This is a genomic window from Hymenobacter aranciens (assembly GCF_030580865.1).
Taxonomy (GTDB): domain Bacteria; phylum Bacteroidota; class Bacteroidia; order Cytophagales; family Hymenobacteraceae; genus Hymenobacter; species Hymenobacter aranciens.
Map to the genome: position 1 here is coordinate 1 of NZ_JAUQSY010000022.1, position 26,918 is coordinate 26,918.

Genomic DNA, 26,918 nt, shown 5'->3' on the forward strand with positions numbered 1-26,918 from the left:
CACGCGGGCCAGCAGCTCGAGGCCGCCGAGCTCGGGCATCATGGCGTCGGAGGAAATCAAATCGACCGGCTCGCGGGCCAGCACCTGCAGGGCCACGCGGCCGTTCTCGGCCTCCAGCACCTCGTAGTGCGGCTGCAGAATCTGGCGCAGGTAAGCGCGCAGGTCGGCGTGGTCTTCCACCACCAGCACGCGCGGGCGCGGCCCGGCCGGGACAGGCGCGTCGATGATTTCGGCCTCGATGGCGGGCGCGGTGGGGGGTGGGGGGGGGGCGGGCAGGACCTGGAAGGTGAAGCTGAACGTGCTGCCCGTGCCCGGCCGGCTTTGCAGCGTGAGCTGCCCGCCCAGCAGCTCGGCCAGCTCACGGCTCAGGGCCAGCCCGATGCCCGTGCCGCCCTGGCCCTGCTGGGCGGGGCTTTGGTAAAAGCGCTCGAATACCCGCGCCTGCTCAGCGAGGGCAATGCCGGGGCCAGTGTCGGTTACCGTCAGCTGATACGCGTTGGGGCCGGCCGGCGCTACGGCCAGCGTTACCTGCCCGCCGCGGGGCGTAAACTTGAGCGCGTTGCTCAGCAGGTTAGTCACCACCTGCTCCACCTTGTCGGCGTCGAAGAGCAGCATCAGGTCGTCGGGCAGGGCCACGGTGCCGCGCAGGGCCACGCCGCGTTCCTGGGCCAGGCTCTCGAACAAGCTCAGCAGGTGGCGGAAGAACTCGGCCGCCTGCACGGTCATGGGGTGCACCACGAGCTTGCCGGCGTCGAGCTTCGAGAAGTCGAGCAAGCCGTTGACAAGGCCCTGCAGCCGGCGGCCGTTGCGCAGGGGCAGGGCCAGCCGTTCGCGCAGCTCGGCGGGCTGCCAGACCGGGGCTTCGGGCCGCAGCAGGTGCTCCAGCGGCCCCACGATGAGCGTGAGCGGGGTGCGCAGCTCGTGGCTCACGTTGGCAAAAAAGGCACTCTTGGCGCGGTCGAGCTCCGTAAGCTGCTCGGCCTGGGTAGCCAGCAGGGCCCGCTGCTCCTCCAGGCTGCGGTTGAGCTGGCGGGTGCGGCGCAACACCCAGGCCGCGCCGCCCAGCAGCAGCGCCAGCAGCCCGGCACCCGTGGCGGCCAGCCACTTCTGCTGTCGCTGCTGCCCGTTGCGCTCCTGCAGCTGGATAATCTGGGCTTCCTTGGCCTGGGTGCGGTAGCGCGTTTCTACGTCGGCCAGGGCGGCGTACTGCTGGGCGGCGCGGAGTGAGTCGGTGAGCTGGCTGAGTTGCTCGCGGGCCTGGTAGGCGGGCTGCCAGCGGCCCAGGGCGGCATAGGCCTGGGCTTGGAGTTGATACACCTCGCGCAGCTTGAGTCGGTTGCGGGCGGCGCGGAAGTGCTGCTGAGCCTGACGTAGCAGGGCCGCCGCCGCCGTGGGGTCGTCGGTCCGCAACAGGTAGTCAGCCAGCTCCAGGTGCAAACTGGCCCGTGCGGCCGGCGCTTCCAGCGAATCGGCATACGCCAGGGCCCGGCGCGTCCAGGCCGGGTCGAGGGGCTGGCCGGCGGCGTGGGCCTGCCAGCCGCGCAGGGCCTGCTCGTGGGCGCGCCAGCCGTAGTAGCTGAAGTTGAAGTACCGGCGAAGAGTGGGCGTTGGCAACTGCTGCTCCAGGCTGGTCAGGTCGGCAGCGGCGCGTTGCAGGGCCGCCGCGGCGGGGGCGGGCTGCCGGATGCGCAGATACATCTCGGCCCGGCGCAGCTCCAGCATTGCTACCGCGCCCGCCAGCCGCCAGGCAGCGGTATCGCGCTGGGCCTGGCGGGCCTCGGCGATGCCTTCGTTAAGTAGCGACAACAGCTCGGCCGTGCGTCCTTGCCGCAGCAGCAGCTGGTAGGCGTAGCCCAGCGTTTCGGCGAAGTTCAGCACGGCGGCGGGGCGGTCGGTGGCCCGCATTGCGCGGGCCGTGCGCCGGGCGGCCGCGTAGTAGGCCGCCGCCTGCGTGTCGTTGGCCTGCTCCTCGTAGGCTTCGCCCAGCAGGTTTTGCACCCAGAGCTCGCCGGCGGAGTGGTGGGCCAGCTGGTATGCGCGCAGGCCGCGCACGTAGGCCCGCACCGCGCCGGGGTAGTCGCCGCGTCGGCGCCGCGCCAGGCCGGTATTGGCGTAGGCGCCGCCCAGCGCCACTCCCACCTCCAGGCTGTCGCCAAACGCCAGCGGCTGGCTGCGGCGCGCGCCGGCCCGGTGCCCCGAGTGTTCGAGCAAGCGTATTTCGTGCTGGTGGTGCTGCAGCGCACTGTCGGCTTGCTGGCGCTCCCAATAGTAATTACTGAGCCGCCAGTGCAGCTCGGCGGCTTCCAAAGGGTAGCCGCTCGTGTGGCTGACTGCCGCAATAGCTCGTCGCAGGTAGGCTACGGCGCTGTCGGGCCGGCGCTGAGCGGCGCTATTCAACGCCAGCCGGGTCCAAACCACGAAGGCCAGCGGCTCGCTGGTCCACTGCTGGCGGACGGACCACAGGCGCTGCTGTTCCCGCACCAGGGCCGGGCGGGGGGTAGCTTGGGCCTCGGGCACGAAGGCTTTGCTGCTAAGCGCCGCAATCCAGCTGACGGACTCATCGACGGCTGGCGGGGGACCCAGCAGGGCCTGCACGCGGGCCCAACTGGCGCGGTGCTCCGGTCGGATGGCCTGCGCCTGCCCGGACCGGCCCCCTACGGCCAGCACCAGCAACAACAGCCACTGCCCGGCCCAGCGCACGATGCACTCCCCCCGCAAAGAAGTCCGTTCACCTGAAACCATATGCAAAAGGCCCCGGGGCCAGCTACAAAGTTCCACCGAAAACCGCAAACCACACGCAGGCAGTGGGCCTTGAGGCACTACGGTAGTGGCAAAACAGCCCCGGCCGGAGTGGCATAGGCCGGCGCGCCGCAAAAATAAAGACACGGACTATAAGTGGCTTAGCGTTGGGGTTTTCGCCGTGGCAGGGATAGAATAGCAATTGGCAGGGATTGAACAGCCGGGCGAATTAGCCGAACCCAGCTTTGCCGGACCGTTGCGCTGCTGCCGGCCCTGAGTGGGAGCAGTGACGAACGGGTGCTGCCCATGCTTCTCTCATCTTCATCTGCTACCACCACGGGCCGGCCCCTGCCGCTCGACCAGCCCCCGCCCGCCGGCTGGCCGCGCCCGAAAGTGGTGCGGCTGGCCCGCCTGCGGGCCTTGGCCGAACTGCTGCTGCCCAACTCTGCCCTGACGCCGGCCGACCTGGCTGCGGCAGTGCACCTCAGCGAGCGCAGTTTCTACCGCTACTTGCGCGAGCTCACCGGCCACACCCCCGCCGGCTTTGTGCGCGAGCTGCGTCTGCTGCGGGCGCGCCAGCTGCTGCAAGCCGGCGCGCCCGATACCGTGGCGGCGGTGGCCTACGCCGTGGGCTTCGTAAACGCGGCCCACTTCGGGCGGGCCTACACCCGGCGCTTCGGCTACCCGCCGGGGCGGGAACGGGACGCCGACGGGCCAGGCTAAGATGCAGCAGGCCAAAAAGGGCTGCATGCCCCATTAGCAGGCACAGAACGAAGGTTGGCAGCGAGACAACAGCCTCCCGCTGCAGAAGCTTTGCAGCGCCGCCCTACCGCAGGGGTGGGCAAGCACCCGTCGTTCTTCGGCCAGCCCCGATGTTTCCCGTAGCTTACCTGCAAAAGAGACTGGCCCTGGCCAGTCTCTTTTTTGGTGTCTGCCCCGCGCTGCAGCGTCAGGCCGCTGGCCGCGTCGCCGGACCTGTTTGTTGGGTGGCTGCGGGTGTACCTTTGGCCGCCCGCTGGTGAAATCTGGCCGGGGCGGCTCCGCCGCGTATGCTGTCCATGCGTTTTCTTGTTGTCTTTCTTGCGCAGTGGCTGCTGGCTTTAAGGCTGGCGGCGGCGGCGGTGGGGGCCACCCCGCCCGCCCCCTGGCAGGCCGACCCCGTGCTCAGCGCCTACGCCGTGCAACAGCTGGTGGCCGGCCCCGAGGGCTACCTGTGGGCCGCCACCGACGACGGCGTGCGCCGCTACGATGGCTACGCCGCCGTGCCTCTGGCTCAGCTGCTGGCCCCGGGCAGCGCCCCTGCCCCGCCGGGCTACGTGCAGCTGGCCTTCGACCGGGCGGGGCAGCTATGGATAAGCCACGAAACCGGTCTTTACCGCTTTGTGCCCGCCACTGGCCGGCTCACGCACCTGGCGCTGCCGGTGGCCCCGGCCGAGCGCCCGCTGGTAAGCACCCTCTGGCTGGATGCCCGCACCGGCCACCTCTGGGTGGGCTACGGCCACGGCCGGGTGCTGGTACTCGACCCCGCCCGGCCCCGGTTGTCCCCCGCACCGCCGCCCTCGCCTACGGGGGGGGCCAAGGTGCAGAATTTCGCGCCCACCTCCGGCGGCGACGTGTGGCTGACCGCCACCACCGAGGTGCTGGTGCTGAGCGGCCAGGGCCAGCCCCGCCGGCATTACCCCTTGCCCGACGAGTACGTGGTGCCCGTGCCCGGCACGCGCCCCTTGCAGTTGGTGAGCCCCGAGGCCCTGTTTGGGCTGGACCCGGCCACCGGCCGCCTGCGCGAGCTGCTGCGCTGGCTGCCCCGCCCCGCCGGCTACAATGCCCGGTTTGCGCCCAGCCCCGACGCGGCGGGCCGGCCCAGCGCCTGGCTTAGCCAGGGGCAGGAGGTGGCGCTGCACTGGCGGCCGGGCGCGGCGCGGCCCCAGGTAACGCTCCGGGCGGTAGTGGGTGCCCCCGGCGAGCCGGCCCCGCCGCGCCCCGACCGCGACTACCACTTATTGCGCGACCGGACGGGGCTGCGCTGGGCCCTCAGCCCGGCCTTCCGGAGCTGCTACCGCGAGGGGGCGCGGCCCGTGGTGCAGGCCGTGGCCGTGGTGCCCGCCCTAGCCAATCCCAGCGTGCGCAGCCTGGTACGCCTGCCCGATGGCCGCCTGCTGGTGAGTACCTACGGCGGCACCCTGACCCAGGCCGCCGACAGCCCCCTGGCCCCCCTGCGCCCCCTGGCCCTGCGCGCCGTGGGCCCAGGGGCCGAAAAGAGCCTCAGCCTTATCTGCTACCAGCTGCTGGTAAGCCGGGCGGGCCGGGTGCTCTACGCCACTGAGGGCGGCAGCTTTGGGGAGATAGACCCGCGCCGGAATACCTACCGGGCCTTTGCCCCCGCGGCGGGCAGCCCCGGCGGCTCGCAGGTGCGCGGGCGCTGCCTGCTGCAGGACCGCACCGGGCAACTGTGGGCCGGTGCCCAGAACGGCCTATATCAGCTTGATGAGGTGGCCGGCACCCTACGCCGCTACCGCAGCGCCGACCCCGCCTGGCCCCTGAACCAGTGCGATGTGCGCCACCTGGCCCAGGACGCGGCCGGCACCCTGTGGCTGGCCACCGACCACGGCCTCTACGCCTTCGACCCCGTTCCAGGCCTTCTGCGCCATTACGGCCCCGACGAGGCTGCGCCCGCCCGCCGCCTGCCCACGGCCAACATTACCTGCGTATTGGCCTCCGAGCCCGCCGGCCGCGTGTGGGCCGGCACCCGCGACGCCGGCCTGCTGGCCGTGGATGCCCACCGGGGCGTGGCGCGCCGCCTCACTACCACGCAAGGCCTGCCCGATGCGCCCATTGCCACCCTACTGCCCGGCCCTGGCGGGGCCATCTGGGCGGGCACTTATAAAGGACTGGTGCGCTACGTGCCCGCCACCAACCAGCTCAGCGTAGTTGGCCGGGGCGAAGGCCTGGCCGAGCCCGAGCTCAACCAGCAGGCGGCCCTGCGCGACCGTGATGGCAGCCTGCTCTTCGGCGGCGTGGGGGGGCTGTACCGGGTGCTCACGCCGGCCCCGGCCGCGCCGGGGCCGGCGCCCCGGCTGCTGTTTACGGCCCTCACCCAGGGCGATACCCTGGCCCGCTGGCTGCCCGCCGGGGCCGCGCCCGCCGGGGGGCTGCGCCTACCCCACGCCGGGGCCGAGGCCGGCCTCGACCTGGCCCTGACCGACCGGCGCAGCCCCGGGCAGGCCCGCTTCTACTACCGCCTGTGGCCGACCGGGGCCGCTGCGGCCCACTCGCCCGCCACCCAGCCCACCGGCCACCGCCTGCGCCTGCGGGCCCTGCCGGCCGGCACCTACACCCTGGAGGTGTGGGGCCAGACGGCCGACGGCCGTCGCAGCCCCGCCCGCCGCCTGGCCGTGGTGGTGGCCCGGCCCTGGTGGCAGCACCCGGCGGCACTCCTCGGGGCGGCGCTGCTGCTGCTGGGGGCGGGGGCGCTGGTGCAGCAGCTGCGCACCCGCCGCGCCCTGCGCGAGGCCCGCCTGCGCACCCGCATCGCGGCCGACCTGCACGACGAGGTGGGCGCCCTGCTAACGCGGGTAAGTATGCGGGCCGAGCTACTGCACGAGGCCGCCCCCGCCGCCACCCCCGGCGTGGATGCCCTGCTGGCCGACAGCCGCACGGCCCTGGCCACCATGCGCGACGTGGTGTGGAGCATCGACGCCGGGGCCGACACCGTGGGCGCCCTGCTTGACCGCCTACGCGACCACCTGGAACACGCCGCCGAGCCCGCCGGCCTGCGCACCACCCTGGCTGTGGCCGGCCTGCCCGATGCCCTGCCCCTGCCGCCGCAGCTGCGCCAGCACCTCTACCTGCTGGCCAAGGAAGCCATCACCAACGCCGTGCGCCACGCCCACGAGGCCACCGAGCTGCGCGTGGCTCTGCGCCGCGAGGGTCGCCGCCTCACCCTCACCGTTACCGACGACGGCCAGCCCGGCCGCGTGGGCACCGGCGGCCTGGGCCTGCGCAGCATGCAGCAGCGCGCCGCTGCCGTGGGCGGCGTGCTCACGGCGGGGCCCACCGGCCACGGGTGGGAGGTGCGGTTGGTGGTGGGGTAGAGTTGCATGCGCACGTCGCTGCTGGCGCGCGTCTCCGACGCGTGCCGACTGGACTGGCGTCTCCAGACGCCCCGTTCGCGCCGCCCGGGCCGGTCGTTCTGGCGGCGCGTCTGGAGACGCGAACCCAGTCGGCAGCGCGTCGGAGACGCGCGCCAGCGGCGGCTGGGGGCAGGACCTGCCTTTACCGCACCCGGCTCAGCAGCTCGCTGCGGCTGTTTACCTGCAGCTTGCGGTAGACGCTCTTGACGTGGCTGTGGATGGTGGACAGGCCCACGCCCAGCCGGGCGGCTACGAGCTTCTCGCTGAGGCCCTCCACGAGGCCCTGCACCACGTCGCGCTCGCGCTCGGTGAGCAGGGCGGGCTGCGTGACGGGGCTGGGCTTGAAGTGGCCGAGCACCTTGCGGGCCACGGTGCGGCTCATGGGGGCGCCGCCCTGGGCCACGTCGAGCAGGCCGGCCTTGAGCTGGGGCAGGGGCGTGCTCTTGAGCAGGTAGCCGCTGGCCCCCCGGCGCAGGGCCTCGAAGATATTGTCGGTGTCCTCGAACACGGTTTGCATCACCACCTCGGCCTCGGGGGCGAGCTGGCGCAGGCGGGGCAGGGCCTCGATGCCGCTGAGGCCGGGTAGGTGAATGTCGAGCAGGATGAGCTGGGGCGGGAGCACGGCGTCGGGCAGCCAGGCCAGCAGGGCCTCGGCCGAGTCGGCCACGCACACGCAGTCGAACTCGGGCTGGCGGCAGAGGTAGCCGTGCAGCAGCTCGCGCACGGTGGGGTCGTCTTCGACGAGGGCGAGGCGGTAGGGGGGATTCACGGGGCAAAGGTCGGGCGCGGGCGGCGGGCCGGGCCAGGGGCCGGCCTCCCCTAAACAGGGGAGGGGCCATCTCCCCTGTTTAGGGGAGGCCGGCGGGTTGTGGGGCGGGGCGGGCGGTTGTCTCTTTGTGGGGTCGTTCGGCGCTGGGCCGGGCGGCTTGCTCTTCCCTGCTGTATGCTGACTGTTACTCGTTTTCTGCGGCGGCGCTGGCCGCTGCTGGCTGCCCTGCTGCTGGCCGCCCCGGCCGCCTGGGCCCAAACCACGCCCGGCGTGGGCATTGGCACCACCACGCCCGACCCCGCCGCCGCCCTCGACATCACGGCCGCCGGCAAGGGCCTGCTCATTCCGCGCCTCGACTCGGCCACCCGCGCCCAGATTCCCAGCCCCCCGGCGGGCCTGCTGGTGTACCAGACCACCGGGCGCACCGGCTTTTGGTACTACACCGGCGCGGCCTGGGCCTTCATCCCCGACAAGCTGCGCAGCGGCGACAACCTGGGCAACCACACCGCCACCCAGAACCTGAATATGCAGAACAACGCCCTGGTGGGCACCAGCACCATCCTGCCCAACGGCGTGGTGGGCCTGGGCGTGCGGGCCGACGGCGGCCTCAACATCGGGCAGAACACGACGGGCCAAAGCATCTACCTGGGCTACGAGGCCGGGGCTGCCAACACCACCGGCGGCGGCAACGTTTTTCTGGGGCTGCGCAGCGGCCGCAACAATACCACGGGCCGCTCCAACGTATTTACGGGCACCAACAGTGGCCTTAAGAACACCACCGGCGACGGCAACGTGTTCACGGGTGATAGCAGCGGCTCCAGCAATACGACGGGCGACAACAACACCTTCACGGGCACCAACAGCGGCCTTGGCAACACCACGGGCAGCTTCAACGTGTTTAGCGGCAACCTGAGCGGCTCCAGCAACACGACGGGCAGCCTGAACACGTTTACGGGCACCAGCAGCGGCCAGTTCAACACGACGGGCGGCAACAACGTGTTCAGCGGCTACCAGAGCGGCTTCAATAACACGGCGGGCGGCAACAATACCTTTAGCGGCACCAACAGCGGCTACTTCAACTCGAAGGGCAGCAACAACGTATTCAGCGGCTTCGATAGCGGCAACCAGAACACGACGGGTCGCAGCAACACGTTCACGGGCACCAGCAGCGGGCGGGCCAACACGGTGGGCACCTACAACACGTTTGCCGGCGACAGCAGCGGCTATAACAATACCACCGGCAGCTACAACACGTTTGCCGGGGCGCTAAGTGGGCTGAGCAACACGGGGGGCGGCGAAAACGTGTTCAGCGGCTACCAAAGCGGCCAAGCCAACACGACGGGTGGCGGCAACGTGTTCAGCGGTTCCCGAAGCGGCTTGGCCAACACGACGGGCAACGGTAACGTGTTCAGCGGCTACCAAAGCGGCTCCAGCAATACGACGGGCAGCTTAAACGTGTTCAGCGGCTACCAAAGCGGCCAAGCCAACACGACGGGTAGCGGCAACGCGTTTAGTGGCTACCAAAGTGGCCAGGCCAACACGACAGGCGGCGAAAACGTGTTCAGCGGCTACAACAGCGGCCGGGCCACCACGACGGGCAGCAATAACGTGTTCAGCGGTTCCCGAAGCGGCCAAGCCAACACGACGGGCAACAGTAACGTATTCAGCGGCTATCAAAGCGGCCACAGCAACACGACGGGCAACGATAACGTGTTCAGCGGGCCCAATAGCGGCTATACCAACACGACGGGTAGCGGCAACGTGTCCAGCGGCACCAACAGCGGCATAAACAACACGACGGGTAACTATAACACGTTCGTGGGCACCAGCGCGGGCACCCAAAACACGACGGGCACGGGCAACGTGGCCCTGGGCACCAACGCCGGCCAGGCCAACGCCACGGGCAGCAACAACCTGGCCCTGGGCACCAGCGCCGGCCCCGCCGTGGACGGCCTCACCAACACCGTGGCCCTGGGCTACAACGTGAAGCCCACCCAGAGCAACACCATCATCCTGGGCAACGGGGCCAGCGTGGGCATCGGCACCACTGCCCCCACGGCCCTGCTCGACGTGGCCGGCAGCGCCCGCCTGCGCGGCCTGAGCACGGCGGGCGTGGTGACGACCGACGCCCAGGGCAACCTGAGCAGCACCGCCACCGTGCCCGGCGACAACCTGGGCAACGGCGTGGCCACGACGACCGTGAACCTGCAAGGAAACGCGCTGACTGGCACCGGCGCCGACCTGGGCAGCACCGTGGGCCTGGGCGTGCGGACCGACGGCGGCCTCAACCTGGGCCAGAACACCACCGGCAACAACGTGTATCTGGGCTACCAGGCGGGGCAGGCCACCACGGGCACCAGCAATACCTTCGGCGGCTACCAAGCCGGGCAAACCACCACGACGGGCGCTTACAACACCTTTCTGGGCTATAGAGCCGGGCAGGCGAACACCAGTGGAGAGATTAACACCTTTCTGGGGGAGAACAGCGGTCTGAACAACACGACCGGCGCTCGTAATGCCTTCGTGGGCAACAATAGCGGGCGCAGCAACACGACGGGCAGCGACAACGTATTCAGCGGCAACCAGAGCGGCTATAACAACACCACGGGTGCTCGAAACATATTCAGCGGTGCTCAAAGCGGCTATGGTAACACCACGGGGAACAACAACATATTTAACGGCCACGAGAGCGGCTATTACAACTACTCAGGTAACAACAATGTATTTAGCGGCTACCAGAGCGGTTACGATAACGGCACGGGCAGCAACAACGTGGCGCTGGGCTACAAAGCTGGCCCCCAGGTGGACGGGCTGACTAACACTGTGGCCCTGGGCCACAACGTGAGGACCACCCAGAGCAACACCGTCATCCTCGGCAGCGGAGCCAACGTGGGCATCGGCACCACCACCCCCGCCCAGAAGCTCGACGTGGTAGGCACCGTGCGGGCCAGCGGCACGGTGATGCAGCAGAGCTTCGACAGCGGCTCCATCACCGTGGCAGCCAACGGCGGCAGCAGCTACGTCTGGACTCACAGCCTGGGCTACCGCCCCTTCATCATCGGCTCGCTCGACCAGAGCAGCGGCACCTTTGCCGATTACGTGAGCTGGGCCTACACCAGCAACAGCACCACCACCACCTTCTACTTCACCAACCGCGGCGGTAGCGACGCCACCTTCGTGCTGCGCTGGATTCGGGTGAACTAGGGCGGGCCGGCAAGCGCCTGCTGCCATGCTTGCTGGCGCTTACCTACCAAAGAGACTGGCCCCGGCCAGTCTCTTTTTTGTGCCCATCCCGGTTCGGCCTGTCACCTTTGGGCTGGGGGCACGTAGCAGGGCGGGGTCATCATTCCGGCCTCCCGGCTATGTTTGCTACGTATGTTGTGCTGCCTGCGTGGGTGGCCTGGCCCTGCGGGGTGGCGTTTATCCTGGGTATCTATGGGCTGGGGCGCGCCATTGGCTGGGCCCAGCGGCTCTACGACCCCCCGGCCAATGCCTTCAAGCTGCCGGCGGCTCAGGAGGTGTTTCCGTTCACGCTCACAGCGGCCGGGGCCTACGAGGTGGCCCTCACCCGGCCCGGGCAGTGGGGGCGGCCGTTCACGATGCCCCCGGCGGTGCTGGAGGTGCGCCGCCTGCCCGACGGACCCGTGCAGCGGCTGGAGCCCAGCTTCTGGAACTGGGGCCGGCGCGCCAACATGGACGGCGACACCTCCCAGCGCATTGCCGACTTCGGGGCCGACCAGCCCGGCGACTACGAGCTGCGCAACCTGACGCCCACCCAGTTTCACCGCGGCGACCTGCTGCGCATCCAACCCTCCACGGCTGGCAAATCCCTGCCCCTGACCCTGCTGTTCCTGGTATCGGGCCTGGCCACCATCGGCGGCTTCGTGGTGGGGCTGATTGCCGGGCTGGGTGGCAGGCACTAAGGGCACGCGGTGGCCCCGCCGTGGCGGCGCGGCCCCGCCCCATAAGTGGCCGGGGCCCTGGTTGCAAGCCACCTAAAATCCGCCTATATTTGGCCGCGCTCCGCTGGCCAGTGGCCCGGGCTGGCTGGGTCATGCCCAGGCCACGGGGCGTAGTAGAATGGATGAAGAAAATAAAGTAGCCGTACGACTTGTTACCACCGACCCTGCCCTAGCCGACCTCCTGACCCCCACGCTGTGTGCCCTGGGCTACGCCCTGCCGCCACCCGCCGCCATGCTGGCCGGGCTGGCGTGGCCGGCGCCGGCCCCGCTGCTGCTTCTGCTCGACCTCGACGGCCTGCCCCCGACCGAGCCCCCGGCCCTGGCTGCCCTGCTGGCGGGGCCCGACCTGGTGCAGGCCCTGCTGCTTACCAGCACGCCCAGCCCCCCGCTGCTGGGACTGGCGCTGCCGGTGGCGCGGCTGCAGTGGCTGGCCAAGCCGGTGCAGGGCCTGGCGCTGGCCAATGCCTTAGCCGCGGCGCAGCTGGCCCTGGACCTGCGCCAGCAGGCCAGTCAACGGCGCCGCTGGCTGAAATACCTGACCGTGACCATCGGCCCCAGCCAGCAGCGCCTGCACCTGAGCCGGGTGCTCTACCTCGAAACCGACGATAAGTACGTGACGGCCGTGACCGCTACCGGCCGCTACGTGCTGCGCCGCTCCCTCAAGATGCTGCTGCTCCGGCTGCGCCCCGACCGCTTCGTGCGCATTCACCACAGCTACGCCATCAACCTGAAGTACCTGCGCGCGCTACCTACCGATGCCCTGAACGTGCAGCTGCTGACGCACACACTGCCCGTGGGCCGCCACTACCGCGAGGCCCTGCGCCGCCAGTTCCACAAGCGCTAGCCCCGCCCCCGGCCGCCGGCCCGCCGGTAGCTGGCACCCCGGTGGCGGTCGCCTACGCACATGGTACGGTCGTTTACGCCATTGGGCTTGACAAGGGCGCTGGCGGCTTGCTTCTTGGGGCACCAAGGCGCTACCCTGGCGCCGGCTCTGGCTTATGTATCCGGTTTGTTTGTCTTCCGTTGGCGATTGGGCGTTGCCCCAGGTGGTGTGCGCAAAAGGAGAACGGCTGACGAGGTTCGCCGAATGGCTAACGCCGGCAGCCGTACGGGTGGCACCGTCCACCGTGCGGGTAACACCGTCCGCCGTACGGGTGGCGCCGGCAGCCGTTCGGGTAACGCCGGCAGCCGTACGGGTAACGCTGGCAGCCGATAGGGGAGGAGCCTCCGCCGCACGGGTGGCGCTGTCACCCGCACGGATAGCGCTGTCACCCGAACGGGTAGCGCCGTCCGCCGTACGGGTAGCGCCGTCCGCCGAACGGGTAACAGCCTCACCCGCACGGCTGCCGACATCTGCCGAGCCAGCGGCGCCACTGCGGCCTCGGGTAGCGGCCTACCGCTACCGCCGAAGGCGGGCCCTGCATCCGGCCTTTCTTACTCCCTTTTTCTGACAGTTATGCCCATGAAACGAGTTCTTAAAGTTCTGACCGATTACAGCTACCTGCGGGTGGCCCAGTACAGCGGCTTTGCCCACGGCGTGACCAGTGCGCTGGGCGCCAGCGCCTACTTTCCCACCGGCAAAGCGCTGGCCCAGCCCGTGCTCGAAGCCGTACAGGCCCTCGATGCCTTCACCGAGGCCAACCCTTTGTCGAATACCCAGCTCACGGCCGAGCTGCAGGTATTGCGCGCCACCTTGCTCAAGGCCCTGAGCGATGCCGCCGGCGAGGTAAACCGCCTGCAGGCCGGCAACGAGGCCGCCCTGCGCAGCACGGGCTTCGTGCTGGCTACAGAGCCCAAAAAGCGGCAGCCGCCCCTGGCCCCCACCAGGTGCGAGATTGTGGACGGCCCCAGCAGTGGCACCGTGTGCATCCAGATTAAGCGCCCCCTGGATACCGACAACGTGAAGTGGTACTACACCACCGACCCCACCCTGCCCCTGGAGCAGTGGACCTACGTGCTCAAGCTCACCGACGAGCTCACCATCACGGGGCTGGTGCCCGGCACCAGGCTCTACGCCAAAGTAGCCGCCATCAACAGCGCCTCGGAGCTCGACAACCTGGCCTTTGCCGAGGCCACGCCGCGTTTCGTGCAGTAGCCCGGCTGCTGCCGGGTGCCAGGCCGTCGGCCCCTCTGGGGGTCGGCGGCTTTTTTGTGCCCCGGTGGGGGCAGGGCGGGCGGCTGCTCCTGGCGCCCGCCGGTGGGCACCGCCCTACGGCGCCGACCCCGAAAAGTTATAGGAATCGGCCGAAAGTGCCAGAAAAGGCGGGCTTTTTTTTCGCCCTGGCGGAGAAACAACGAAGATTGGCAGGCAGAGAACAGCCGCCCGTTTGGAGGTGCCGGAACTTTGTAGCGTCGAAAAAGCGCCCCGGCCGCTCAGCATTGGTCCGGGGCGTTGATGCGCCTGCCCCGGATGGTCCGGGGCAGGCAAGAATACCCTTCCTCCTATCCCTGTTGTATGCTACAACCCTACTATTCCTCCCGGCTGCCCCGGTCCTCGCGGGGAAAATTGCCCGTCAGCCGTTGCCGGGCGCTGGCTCGTTTTGTGCTGCTGCTGGCCCTACTAGGGGCCACGCTGCCCGCCGCCCAGGCCAAGGTATTTTACGTGGATGCCGCCCAGCCCGGCAACGAGGGCGATGGCCGCAGCTGGAGCACCGCCAAAAAAGACCTGCAGGAAGCCCTTAACCTGGCCACCACCGTCGGCGACGAGGTGTGGGTGAAGGCCGGCACCTACCTGCCCACGGCCGTGCCGCCCCTGGCCGCCACCAACACCACGGCCACCACCGTGCAGGACCGCACGTTCTACCTGCTGGGGGCCAACATCAAGCTCTACGGCGGCTTTGCGGGCACCGAAACGGCGGCCAGCCAGCGCAACCCGGTGGCCAACCCCACCACCCTGAGCGGCGACCTGGACGGCAGCGCCGGCACGGCCGACGCCTACCACGTGCTGGTAACCATCAACCGCACCAGCGCCTGCGTACTCGACGGCTTCGTGGTGCGGGGCGGGCGGGCCACCGGCACCGGCAGCATCATGGTGCAAACCAACGCCGGAGCGGCAGTAGGGATTAACCGCATCAATGGCGGCGGCCTGCTCAACAACAACAGCAACCTCACGGTGAGCAACTGCACCTTCAGCGCCAACAGAGCCACCAACGGCGGCGGCATCAATAACTACCTCAACAGCCCCACCATCAGCGGCTGCACCTTCAGCGATAACAGCGCCACCAACGGCGGCGGTATCAATGATGACAACAGCAACCCCACGATAAGCAATTGCACCTTCAGCGCCAACAGCGCCACCAATGGCGGCGGCATCAGTAACTACAACACCAGCAGCCCGGTGGTGAGCGGCTGCACCTTCAGCGCCAACAGCGCCACCAGCGGCGGCGGCATGCTCAACAACGGCAGCAGCCCCACGGTGAGTGGCTGCACCTTCGGCGGCAACAGCGCCAGCAGCGGCGGCGCCATGTACAATTTAAACAGCAGCCCCGTGGTGAGCAGCAGTGCGTTCAGCAGCAACAGCGCGGCCATCCACGGCGGGGGCCTGTACAACACCACCGGCAGCCCGGAGCTGAGCAACTGCGTGTTTCATGGCAACAGCGCCGGCGCCAACGGCGGCGCCCTGCACAACAACGCCACCGGCAGCCCCGTGGTGAGCAGCTGCACCTTCTATGGCAACACGGCCACCGGGGGCAGCAGCATCGGCGGTGGCTTGTATTACGTGGGCAATGCAGGCGGCTCTCTCACCAACTGCATTCTGCACCTGAACACCACCCCCAGCAATGGCGGCGACGCCAACCGCGAGGAAATCTACAAGGCCGGCACCGGCGCCGGGCTCAGCGTGAGCTACTGCCTCGTGCGCGACGCGGCGGGCGTGGCGCCCAACCTCGGCGTGACCAATGCCTCGCTCAGCAACTGCTTTCGTACTATCCCAGCCCTGGCCGACCCTACCGACCCCGACGGCCCCGACAACCAGTGGCGCACCGCCGACGACGGCCTGCGCCCCACCTGCACCAGCTTCGTGAATGACAAAGGCACCGGCAGCACCCCGGCCACCGACATTCTGGGCAACCCCCGCAAGGGCCCCATGGACCTGGGCGCCTACGAGGCCACCGGCGGCACCAGCGCCTCCACCAGCCTGCCCACCGACTATACCTCGGTAAACATTGCCCAGACCGCTGCCGCGCTGCGCTACACCGACTGCCAGAACGAGCTGCTGCAGCTCAACGCCGCCAGCCCTTACACCCTGCTGGGCAGCACCACCGTCGCGGTGCGGGTGCTGGCCACCGCCGCCACCTTCTACGGCCGGCCCTACGTGCGCCGCTACTACGACATCAGCCCGCTCACCAACCCCAGCACCGCCACCGCCGAGGTGACGCTGTACTTCAGCCAGGCCGACTTTGCCGACTACAACGCCGTGCGGGGCAGCCGCCCCGCCCTGCCGCTCTCGGCCGCCGACCCCGAAGGCTATGCCGCCAACCTGCGCATCAGCCAGCACCACGGCGCCAGCGCCAGTGGCGCGCCCGGCAGCTACTCCGGCTGGGCCGGCACCGGCCCGGCTATCGTGCTCATCACCCCCACGGCCGTAAGCTACAACGCCACTGCCGCCCGCTGGGAGGCGCGCTTCCCGGTCACGGGCTTCTCGGGCTTTTTTGCCCACACCAGCGAGACGCCGCTGCCCGTGGTGCTGACGGCTTTCACCGCCCGGGCCGTGAAGGCTGGCGCCGAGCTGACCTGGCACACCGCCAGCGAGCAGAACAGCGCCCGCTTCGACATCGAGCGCAGCCGCGATGGGCAGCACTTCGAGAAAATAGGGGAGGAGCAGGCCCGGGGCAATAGTGCCCACCTCACCATCTACAGCTTGCTGGATAAGCAATTGCCCGCTGGTACTATCTATTACCGCCTGCGGCAGGTGGACCGCGACGGCAGCGCCAGCTACTCGCCCGTGCGCACCCTGACGGCTACGACGCCGCCCGCCGCCCCCACGGGCACCCTGCTGGTGCTGCCCACCGTGGCCGCCCCCGGCCAGCCCCAGCACTACGCCTACACCGGCCCGGCCCTGCCCGCCGATGCGACGCTGGAAATACTCGACGCCACCGGCCGCTGCCGGGGGCGGCAGGCGGTGGGCCCGGCGAACAGGGGCCTGCTGGCCCCGGCCGGACTGGTCCCCGGCTGGTACTGGTTGCGCCTGCGCGATGCGGCCAGCGTGCGCCCCGTGCGCTTCTACCAGCCCTAAGGTCCTCTGGTTGTAGTGCCTGGCTTTCGGGCCGGCGGCGCGGGCTCTGCCGGAGTTCGCGCCGCCCCCTACTCCCCGCCTGCCACCGGGCCGGGTGGGCGGCTACTGCCCCGGCAACTGGCATTGTCTGAAATCAGCTCATTTAATACCCTTTCTCTTTTTAAAAGTATGTCAACAAATTACCCTTTATTACGCCGGAAGCTAGCGGTGCTGGGCGGGCTGCTGCCCCTGCTGTGGCTGGCTGCGCTGGCGCCGGCCGCCGGCCAAAGCTTCAGCACCGCCCTCACCAGTTACGCGGCCGGCCCCAACCCGCTGACTGTCGCGCTGGTCGACGTGAACGCCGACGGCTGGCCGGACCTGCTGACCAGCAACGGCGGCGGCCAAAACTACGTGACCCTGCGCCTGGGCACCGGCGTGGGCACTTTTGCCACCACCTACAGCACCATTCCCACCGACAACGGCCCCACCACGCTGGTGGTGCAAGACATCAACGCCGACGGCCGGCCCGACCTGATTACGGGCCAGGGCCCCGGGGCCTCGGTGAGCGTGCTACTGGCCGACCCCGCCACCCCCGGCAGCTTCCTGGCCCGCACCACGTACGCCACTGGTAGTAGTAACCAGGACGTGGAGCTGGTAGATGTGAATGCCGACGGTCGGCTGGACCTGCTGGCCGGCAACGATGCCGGCGTGCGGGTGCGCCTGGGCGACGTGAACGGCGCGCCCGGCACCTTTCTCGCCACCTTCACCGACTACGCCGGCACTGCCACGAGCCTGGAAGTGGTAGACCTGAACGGCGATGGTCGCCTCGACCTGGTGACGGCCGACGCTGCGAACGCCGTCGTGCGGGTGCGCCTGGCCAGCGGCGCGGCCGGCAGCTTTGCCGGCACCGTGGCCAGCTACGCCACCAGCACCCTGCCCCGCCGCCTGGCGGTGGTGGACGTGAACGGCGACGGCCGCCTCGACTTTGTGACGGCCGGCCAGAACAGCGGCCTGAGCGTGGTGCTGGCCGATGCGGCAGGCTCTTACCTGCCGTTTGCCCTGTATGGCACCGGCGGCAGCCCGGTGGGCCTGGCCGTGACGGACGTGAACGGCGACGGCCGCCCCGACCTGCTGACTTCCTACAGCAACACCAGCCAGGTGGGCGTGCGCCTGGCCGCCTACGCGCCGGGGAGCTTCTCCACCGTCCGCAAAGACTACTTCACGGGCCACAACGCCCAGCAGCTGCTGGTGGCCGACGTGAATGCCGACGGCCTGCCGGACCTGCTGACCGCCAACTACGACGGCAGCAATGTGGGCATCCGCCTGGGCGCGCCCAACGCGGCCCCCACCGCCCTGACCCTGAGCAACAGCAGCGTGGCCGAAAACGGGGCGGCCAACGCCACGGTGGGTACCTTCACCACCACCGACCCCAATAACAGTGCCCCCTATACCTACTGGCTGGAAAGCGGCCCCGGCAGCACCGATAACGCCAGCTTCACCATCTCCGGCAACACCCTGCGCCTGACGGCCCCGGCCGACTACGAAACCAAGAGCAGCTACGCCATCCGGGTGCGCACCACCGACGACGGGGGGGCGAGCCTCGTGCAGACCTTCACCGTGGCCGTGACGAACGTGGCCGAAGTGCCGACGCTCACCGCCCTCAGCCCCACCAGCGGGCCGGTGGGCACCAGTGTCACTATCACCGGTACCGACCTGGCCAACCCGACCGGCCTTACCCTGAACGGCGTGGCCGTGCCGCTGGCCAGCATCACGGCCAACACCGGCACCAGCCTCACCTTCACCGTGCCGGCGGGTGCCACCAGCGGCCCCCTCGTCGTGACCACGTCCAGCGGCCCCAGCAATGGAGTGACTTTTACGGTAACAGCCTTTACCATCACCGGCATTGCGCCCACGAGTGGGCCGATGGGCACCCCGGTTACCATCACCGGCACAAACTTCACGAACGTAACGGGGGTGAGCTTCAACGCCGGCGCCGCTACCACCTACACCGTGAACTCGGACACCCAGATTACGGCTACTGTACCCCCGGGGGCCACCTCGGGCCCGGTAACGGTGACTACCGCCGCCGGCACGGTCAGCAGCAGCACGGCCTTTGTCGTGACGCCGCAGCTGAGCAGCCTGAGCCTGAGCGCCGGCGCCCTGAGCCCGGCCTTTGCCCCCGGCACCACCAGCTACTCGCTCACCGTGCCCGGCACCGTGACCAGCACCACCGTAACGCCCACCAACGCCCAGACCAGCGGCGGCGCCATCACCGTCAATGGCATCACTGTAGCCAGCGGCAGCGCCTCGGGCGCCATCGCCCTCAACCCCGGCAGCAACACGATTACCGTAATAGTGAATCCGGACGCAGGCGGGGCACCGGCCCTGACCTACACCGTGACCGTAACGCGCACGCCCTGCGCCGTGACGGCCCTGGCCCGCAACGTAAACGTGACCCTGGATGCCAGTGGCACCGCCACCGTGGCGGCCAGTGCCGTGAACAACGGCAGTAGCAGCACCTGCGGCCCGGTGAGCCTGAGCCTGGATAAAACCAGCTTCACCTGCGCCAACGTGGGTGCCAACACCGTGACCCTGACCGTGACCGACGGGCAGGGCGGCAGCAACACGGCCACGGCCACCGTGACCGTGGCCGACAACATGGCCCCCACCACCCTGGCCCAAGACGTAACCCTGACGCTGGACGCCACCGGCACAGCCACGCTGGCCGTCAGTGCTGTGGACAACGGCAGCCGCGATAACTGCGGCATTACCACGCGCAGCATCTCGCGCACGAGCTTTAGCTGTGCCGACGTGAACCCGGCAACGCAGCCGGCCTTGCGCCGGGGCAATATTCAGTTCGTCAGCGCCAACAAGCAATACGTACTGAGTAACGCGACCATTAACGCCAACACCACGGGCACACTCGAAACGTGGGTGAAGACCACGACGACGAACGCCCGCTTTGGCGGCCTCATGAACAGCAGCACCAATGCCGCCGACGGCGGCAGCGGCAACTACCTGGCCTTGTACTGGGAAACCGGGGGCCGGGTGGCCGTTGAGGGCATGTGGAACGTGGTGCAGACCGGGGCCCTGGTGACCGACGGGCAGTGGCACCACGTGGCGGCCGTGGCCGACGGCAGCACCTGCAAGCTTTACATCGACGGCGTGCTCAATGCCACGGGTACAGTCAATGCCGGCCAGTCGCTGACCCGCCGCATCATGCTTGGGTCTGAGCGCTCGCGCTTGGCCAACTACGCCAATCCTACCATGGAGCTCGACAACAGCCGGGTGTGGAGCGTGGCCCGCACGGCGGCCCAGATTCTGGACGGCAAGGATAACGAAGTGCCCACCAATACGGTGGGCCTGCAGCTGGCCTACGCCTTCAACGAAAGCACGGGCAGCACCACCGTGCGCGACGGGTCGGGCAACAATAATACAGCTACGCTTAACGGCACCTCGCTGCCCACCTTCACGACGGCTGGCGGGGCCCTGCTCGTGCCCCCGGGCCAGCCCGTAACCCTGACCGTGGCCGACGCCACTGGTAATTCCGGAACCGCCACTACCTACGTGAAGGTGGTTGATAACACCGCGCCGACATTCATAACCTGCGGCACGGGCACCAGCGCTGACCCCTTCGTTAACCTGAACTGCGTGAGCGGCGTGGCCACGGGCACGTATTGGTTCCGCATCGGGGGCCAGACGTTCCAGGGCTACGTGGACGGCACGACCGACGGCGGGGGCTGGGTGGAAATCCTGAACTACCTGCACCAGGGCGGCACCAACCCGGCCCTGAACGCCCGCACCAGCAGCCTGCCGGTGCAGACCAGCGCTGCGCTCGGGGCAGACGAAAGCGCCTCGGCGACGGCCTGGGGCCACGCTGCCCCGGCCCTGGTGGCCAGCCTGAATCCGCAGGAAGTGCGCTTCTACGGCCAGAGCTCGGCCCACAGCCGCGTCATTCATTTCAAGACCAGCCACGCCGGCACGCTGAACTACCTCAAGACCGGCTCCGGCGACATGAGCGGCATCGGCGCCAGCTTTACGGCCCTGCCCGGCCACTCGGCCAACCTACCTGCGGCGGCCAACACCTATTACAGCAATCAGGGTGCCAGCGCGGCCACGGAGTTCCCGTTCTATACCTTTAGTGCCTACCACTGGGGCATCAAGGGATTTGGCAGCCGCTGGGAAGCGGACGACTACGTCAACAACCCCGGCAGCAATACCCTGCACCGCATCTTCGTGCGGGGTAGCGCCACGGCTGCCCCCGGCGGCAACATCACGGTGAGCGCCGCCACCGGGCAGTGCGGCGCAGCCGTAACGCTGACCGGTACCCAGACCGTGACCGACAACTGCGGCACGCCGACCGTGACCTTCAGCCCGGCTTCGGGCAGTTTCTTCGCGGTGGGCACCACCTCCGTCACCGCCACCGCCACCGATGCCGGCGGTCTGCAAGCCACCCGCACCTTTACGGTAACGGTAACTGATACCCAGGCTCCGGCCTTTGCCACCTGCGGCGCGGGCACGGCCGCCAACCCCTTCCGGGGATTGAGCTGCGCCCAGGGCCAGGCCACGGGCACGTACTGGTTCCGCATCGGGGGCCAGACGTTCCAGGGCTACGTGGACGGCACGACCGACGGCGGGGGCTGGGTGGAAATCCTGAACTACCTGCATCAGGGCGGCACCAACCCCGCTCTGAACCCGCGCACCAGCAGCCTGCCGGTGCAGACCAGCGCCGCGCTTGGGGCGGACGAAAGCGCCTCGGCGACGGCCTGGGGCCACGCCGCCCCGGCCCTGGTGGCCAGCCTGAATCCGCAGGAAGTGCGCTTCTACGGCCAGAGCTCGGCCCACGTCCGCGTCATTCACTTCAAGACTTCGCTGCCCAGCGTGCTGAACTATCTCAAAACCGGTACCGGCGACATGAGCGGCCTGAATGCGAGCTTCACGGCCCTGCCCGGCCACTCGGCCAACCTGCCCGCCTCGGCTAACTTCTATTACGGCAACAATAACAACCAGGCCGCCACGGAATTTCCGTTCTTCACTTCGGGAGCCTACCACTGGGGCATCAAGGGATTTGGCAACCGCTGGGAAGCGGACGACTACGCTAATAACCCCGCCAACAATACCCTGCACCGCATCTTCGTGCGGGGCAGCGTACTCCCGACGACGGGCCTCGACGTGGCCGCTACTGCCGCTACGGGCCAGTGCGGAGCAAACGTGACGCTGACCGGCACCCAGCCCGTGAGCGACAACTGCAGCGCTCCCACGGTGAGCTTCAGCCCGGCTTCGGGCAGCTTCTTCGCCGTAGGCAGCACCCCCGTGACGGCCACGGCCACCGATGCGTCGGGCAACCAAAGCACGGTGAGCTTCACCGTGACCGTGACCGACAACACGGCCCCCAGTGCCCCGCTGCAGCTGCCGGCCGCCCCAGCGGCGATTCGGGCCAACGTGCCCGAAGCTGCCGGCTACGGTCTGGTGTACCAGCTCAACATTCCTAACACGGCCAGCTTCAACGCCCTGGCCGCCGTGCCCTACGCCGTAAACAACTCGGCGACGGCCCTGGCCGCGAACCCGGCCCGCGTGGCCTACTACATGGAGCTGACGAACGGCAGCACCAGCAAGTGGGTGTGGGCGTCGATGGACAACTTCGCCAACAACCTGACCGAGCTCGGGCTGCCTCACCCCACCACCAACCCCGTGACCCACGTGCGGAACGTGAGCAACCTGAACGTGTTTGCCAGCAGTAATGCCGCCGTGACCACTGGCACCAACCTGGGCACTGGTCGCCTGGAAATGCACCGCTTCGACTATGCCGTTGCCAACAGCAGCAACGTGCCGGGCGCCAGCAACTCAACCTTTGACTTTGGCGACGCGGTGGACTTCAATACTCCCAACTATGGCTCGTTCCAGGTGCACAACGTGACGAATGCCCAGACGGTGTTTGCCTACAACAACTGGGGGCGTAGCTCCGCCAGCGCCAGCCAGCAGGGCGACGTGGGCATCGGCAACCAGCCGAGCGGCCATCCGGACTGGACCTTCTCCTTCAACGCCAGCACCTACACGGTGAAAACGCTTTACATCCTGGCTGCGCCCGGCTTCACCAAGCCCGCCACGGTAACGCTGGACGAAAACGGCACCGCGACGCTCGCCGCCACCCAGGTGTACGCGGGCAATGCCACCGACAACTGTGGCACCGTGACTCCCACCGTCAGCAAGACCAGCTTCGGCTGCGCCGACCTGGGCACTCAGACGGTGAGCGTGATGCTAAGCGACGGCAATGGCAACACCAGCGCCCCGCAGACGGCCGTGGTGACGGTAGTGGCGCCGCCGGCTGCCAGCATCCCCGTCGTTACCTGGACCGGCAACGCCGGCACCAGCTGGACCGACGCCTGCAACTGGAGCTACGGCCTGGTGCCCACCGCCGCCAGTGCCAGCATCAGCATCCCGGCCGGGCGCTCCAACTACCCGGTGCTCAGCGGGGCCAGCCTGACCGTGGGCAACCTGAGCATTGCCGCCGGCGCCAGCCTGAGCCAGGGCAGCACCACCCTGCTCGTAACCGGCAACCTGAGCAACCTGAACCCGGCCCCCTTTACCGGGGTAGTGAGCCTGACGGGCACCGGCCCGCAAACAGTGACCAGCAACTTCAGCACGCTGGTGGTGAACAAAGCCAGCGGCACGGCCACCCTCACGGCCGCCGCCAGCGTGAGCACCGCCCTGACCATGACCAGCGGCACCCTGAAAACCGGCAGCTACATCCTCACGCTGAGCTCCACGGCCATGCTTACCGAAAGCGCGACCAGCTACGTGAACGGCCGCGTGCAAACCACCCGCGACCTGAACACGGCCGGCACCGCCAACACCTTCGGCGGCCTGGGCCTGACGCTGACGCCCGCCACCGGCAGCACCGCCCTGCCCGGCAGCACGCTGGTGCAGCGCACCACCGGCACGGCCCGCACCGGCGTGAGCGGCCGCCAGGGCATCCTGCGCTCGTTCGACATCCAGCCCGCCGTGAACACCGGTCTGAACGTGACGCTGGCCTTCAGCTACCGCGAAGCCGAGCTCAACGGCATCGAAGAAAGCAAGCTGGCCCTGTTCAAAAGCGAGACCGGCGCCGCTGACACCTGGGGCCGCCAGCGCAATGTGAGCTTCGACGCTACGGCCAACACGGCCACGCTGTCCGGCGTGCGCGACTTCAGCATCTGGACGCTGGGCAGCGCCGACGCCCCGCTGCCTGTGGAGCTCACCACCTTCACCGCCACCGCCGAAGGCCGCGTCGCCCGCCTCCAGTGGACTACGGCCAGCGAGAAAAACAACGCCTACTTTGACGTAGAGCGCAGCTTGGACGGCCGCGAGTTCAGCAAAATTGGGCAGGAGCGGGGCCAGGGTAGCAAAGCCAGCCCCACCAGCTACACCTTCTTGGATAAGCAGCTGCCCGCTGGCACCGTCTACTACCGCCTGCGGCAGGTAGACTTGGACGGCACCGCCAGCTACTCGCCCGTGCGCACCGTAACGGTTACGACAGGCGCGCTGGCCGCTGCCCTGACCATCTATCCCACCGAAGCGGTACCCGGCCAGCCCTTGCGCTACGCCTACTCCGGCCCGGCCCTGCCCGCCGGTGCCACGCTGGAAGTGTACGACGCCACCGGCCGCTGCCTGCACCGGCAGGCAGCAGGTAGTGCCACCGGAGCACTGGAAGTTAAAGGCCTGAGCGCGGGCTGGTACTGGGTGCGCCTGCGGGGCACCGACGGCCCGCAGCAAGCGCGGTTCTACCAGCCCTAAGGCAAGAATTAGTGTTGCATACACTCTGCAGGAAAGGGGCGGGCCATTGGCCCGCCTTTTTTTGTTTTTGCCCGGGCCGGCCGACTGCTGCTGGTTGGGAGCATTGGTATTTGGGTGAGCTTGCTTCGCAGGCGGCGGCCAGGTAAAAGAAGCGGGAGTAGCTGCAAGGGTGGCGCCGAAGCCGGGCGAATGCCGATTACTTTATATTTGCTGAAAGGCCGCCCGCTCTTTTTTATTCAGCGGCGGGCCTGCTCTCCTTATGCGGATGTGTTTGGCGCTTGCGCTTACCTGGTTACTGTGGTGGCCGATGCCTGCCGCCGCCGTGCCCGCCACGCTGCCGCCCGCGCCCGACGGCCTGCGCGCCCGGCTCCGCACGGCCCAGGGGCCGGCCCGCGTGGCCGTTCTGCTGCAAGTGGCCGAAACCTTCCTCGAACCCCTCGATTCGGCGGGGCTGGTGGGCTACGCCGTGGCGGCCGAGCGCCTGGCCCGGCCGCTCGGCGACTCGCTGGCCGTGGGCCAGGCCGTGGACTTGCGCGGCTACTACTTTCAGCGCGCCGGCGATGCCCGCCGGGCCGCCCCGCTGCTGCGCCGGGCCGAGCGCCTGCTCGAAGCGGCCCCCGCCGCCGCCCGCGCCGCCAACCTGGAGCACCTCGGCGAGCTGCACCAGAGCCTGGGCCGCCCGGCCGAAGCCCGCGCCTACTACCGCCGTGCCTACGCGCTGGCCCGGCAGGCCAGCCGCCCGCTACGCCAGGCCAGCGTATTGCTCAACCTGAGTAGTAGCTACCAGATGCCGGGGCACTTCGATTCGGCGGTGTACTTCGGCTTGCGGGCCGCCCGGCAGTACCAAAGCCTGCACGATGTGGTGGGCGAAGCCGACGCCCTCACCAACATCGGCTACGTGTTTTATCAGCAGCAGCGCTTTCCGGAAGGCATGCGCTACGTGAGCCGGGCTTACCGGCTGCTGCGCCAGGCCCACGAAACCCGCAAGCTGGGCACCACGCTCAGCGCCTTGGGGGCCATGGCCTCGGCTGCCGACAGCCAGCAGCTGGCCCTGAGCTATTTCCGGCAGCTGGCGGCCATCATGCGCGAGGGCAAAGTGTATGGCTACCTGGCCTCGGCCTACAACGGCATGGCCGTGGCGCACGAGCGGCTGCACCATGCCGACTCGGCGGAATATTATTACCGGCAGGCCGTGAGTGTGCTGCAGCCGCTCGACAAGCCCGGCGACCTGGGCTTCCAGCTCAACAACCTGGCCCGCTTCTACCTCAACCAGCACCGCTACCCCGAGGCCCGCACCTGGGCCACCCGCAGCCTGGCCCTGCCCGGCGGCCGCGAGCACCCCGAAAACACCCCCGACGCCTGGCAAATCCTGCACCGCGTGGCCGGGCAGCAGGGCGACTTCGCCACCGCCTACCGCCTGCTGGCGCAGCAGCACGAATTGCAGCTGCGCCAGCAGGCCCAGCAAAATGAGCAGCTGAGCGCCGACCTGCGCGTGGGCTACGAAACCGAACAGGCCGAGCAGCGCGTGCGCCTGCTGGAGCAGGCCCGCGAGCTAAGCCGCTTCCGCCAGCTGGCCGCCCTGGCAGTGGCCGGCGGAGCGAGCCTGCTGCTGGGCGGGGTGCTCATCACCAGCTACCGCCGCCGGCAGCGCCGCCGCGAGGCCGCTCTGCGCCACCAGCTGGCCGCCGACCTGCACGACGACGTAGGCTCGCTGCTCTCCCAGATTTCGCTGCAAACCGACCTGCTGCAGGAAGGCCTGGGTGAGCCCGGCCAGCTGCAGGCCCAGTGGGCCGAAGTAGCCGGCAACAGTCGCCTGGCCGTGCGCCAGCTCAACGACGTGGTGTGGAACCTCGACGCCCAGAACGACTCGGTGCCCAACCTGCTCGACCGCCTGCGCGACTACGCCCACGACGTGCTGGTGCCCACCGGCCGCGATGTGCGCTTCATCGGCCCCGAGGCCACCGGTGCCAGCGCCGACCTCTCGGCTCCCGTGCGCCGCCACCTCTACCTTATTTTCAAGGAGGCCCTGCACAACATTCTCAAATACAGCCCCGCCAATGCCGAGGTAACCGTGGCCCTGCACCGCTGCCAGAACCTGCTGACTCTGGAAATCAGCAACAGCGGTCCGGTCATCACTGCGGCCGTCCGGGGCTCGGGCCACGGCCTGCGCAACATCGGCGAGCGCGCCATTGCTGCTGGCGGCACCGCCGAGGTAGGGCCCCGGGCGGAAGGCGGCTTTGGGGTGAAGGTGAGCGTGCCGGTGGGAGGGTAGCGCTACATTCCTTGTCGCATCAAAATGCGGTATTCCCCCTTCTTTTCTGCCTCTACCTTTG

General features: G+C 68.9%; 11 protein-coding genes. 9 read left to right on the plus strand and 2 right to left on the minus strand.

Annotated elements, in window-relative coordinates; genetic code table 11:
• A partial coding sequence (locus Q5H93_RS22665; protein ID WP_305009002.1) for a hybrid sensor histidine kinase/response regulator occupies positions 1-2,742 on the minus strand: 2,742 nt, incomplete at its 3' end.
• Between the two features lie 303 nt (positions 2,743-3,045).
• On the opposite strand from Q5H93_RS22665, the gene Q5H93_RS22670 reads away from it, so the two are divergent.
• A complete protein-coding gene (locus tag Q5H93_RS22670) occupies positions 3,046-3,462 on the plus strand; it encodes a helix-turn-helix domain-containing protein (protein WP_305009003.1) in 417 nt (138 codons plus the stop codon).
• A gap of 335 nt (positions 3,463-3,797) precedes the next feature.
• Positions 3,798-6,830: a sensor histidine kinase gene (locus tag Q5H93_RS22675; protein WP_305009004.1), complete on the plus strand. Its 3,033-nt coding sequence runs from the start codon at positions 3,798-3,800 to the stop codon at positions 6,828-6,830.
• A gap of 181 nt (positions 6,831-7,011) precedes the next feature.
• Here the strand turns inward: Q5H93_RS22675 and Q5H93_RS22680 are convergent, their stop codons facing one another.
• Positions 7,012-7,638 (minus strand): response regulator, encoded by a 627-nt coding sequence (locus Q5H93_RS22680; protein WP_305009005.1) that lies wholly within the window; start codon positions 7,636-7,638, stop codon positions 7,012-7,014.
• Positions 7,639-7,812: 174 nt separating this feature from the next.
• On the opposite strand from Q5H93_RS22680, the gene Q5H93_RS22685 reads away from it, so the two are divergent.
• From Q5H93_RS22685 to Q5H93_RS22715, 7 genes are all read left to right on the plus strand, one after another.
• Complete coding sequence (locus tag Q5H93_RS22685; RefSeq protein WP_305009006.1) at positions 7,813-10,842, plus strand: beta strand repeat-containing protein; 3,030 nt, start codon at positions 7,813-7,815, stop codon at positions 10,840-10,842.
• Between the two features lie 158 nt (positions 10,843-11,000).
• Positions 11,001-11,561, plus strand: a complete 561-nt coding sequence (locus Q5H93_RS22690; protein WP_305009007.1) for a hypothetical protein — start codon at positions 11,001-11,003, stop codon at positions 11,559-11,561.
• Between the two features lie 157 nt (positions 11,562-11,718).
• The gene (locus Q5H93_RS22695; protein ID WP_305009008.1) at positions 11,719-12,444 is read left to right on the plus strand and encodes a LytR/AlgR family response regulator transcription factor; all 726 of its coding nucleotides are present in this window, start codon (positions 11,719-11,721) and stop codon (positions 12,442-12,444) included.
• 618 nt (positions 12,445-13,062) lie between these two features.
• Entirely contained in the window at positions 13,063-13,695 is a 633-nt protein-coding gene (locus Q5H93_RS22700; protein ID WP_305009009.1) for a fibronectin type III domain-containing protein, read from the plus strand.
• Between the two features lie 360 nt (positions 13,696-14,055).
• On the plus strand, positions 14,056-16,833 hold the full coding sequence (locus Q5H93_RS22705; RefSeq protein ID WP_305009010.1) for a right-handed parallel beta-helix repeat-containing protein: 2,778 nt from the start codon (positions 14,056-14,058) through the stop codon (positions 16,831-16,833).
• Positions 16,834-17,001: 168 nt separating this feature from the next.
• Positions 17,002-24,585 (plus strand): FG-GAP-like repeat-containing protein, encoded by a 7,584-nt coding sequence (locus Q5H93_RS22710; RefSeq protein ID WP_305009011.1) that lies wholly within the window; start codon positions 17,002-17,004, stop codon positions 24,583-24,585.
• Positions 24,586-24,892: 307 nt separating this feature from the next.
• Positions 24,893-26,857: a tetratricopeptide repeat-containing sensor histidine kinase gene (locus Q5H93_RS22715; protein ID WP_305009012.1), complete on the plus strand. Its 1,965-nt coding sequence runs from the start codon at positions 24,893-24,895 to the stop codon at positions 26,855-26,857.
• The last annotated feature ends 61 nt before the right edge of the window (positions 26,858-26,918 follow it).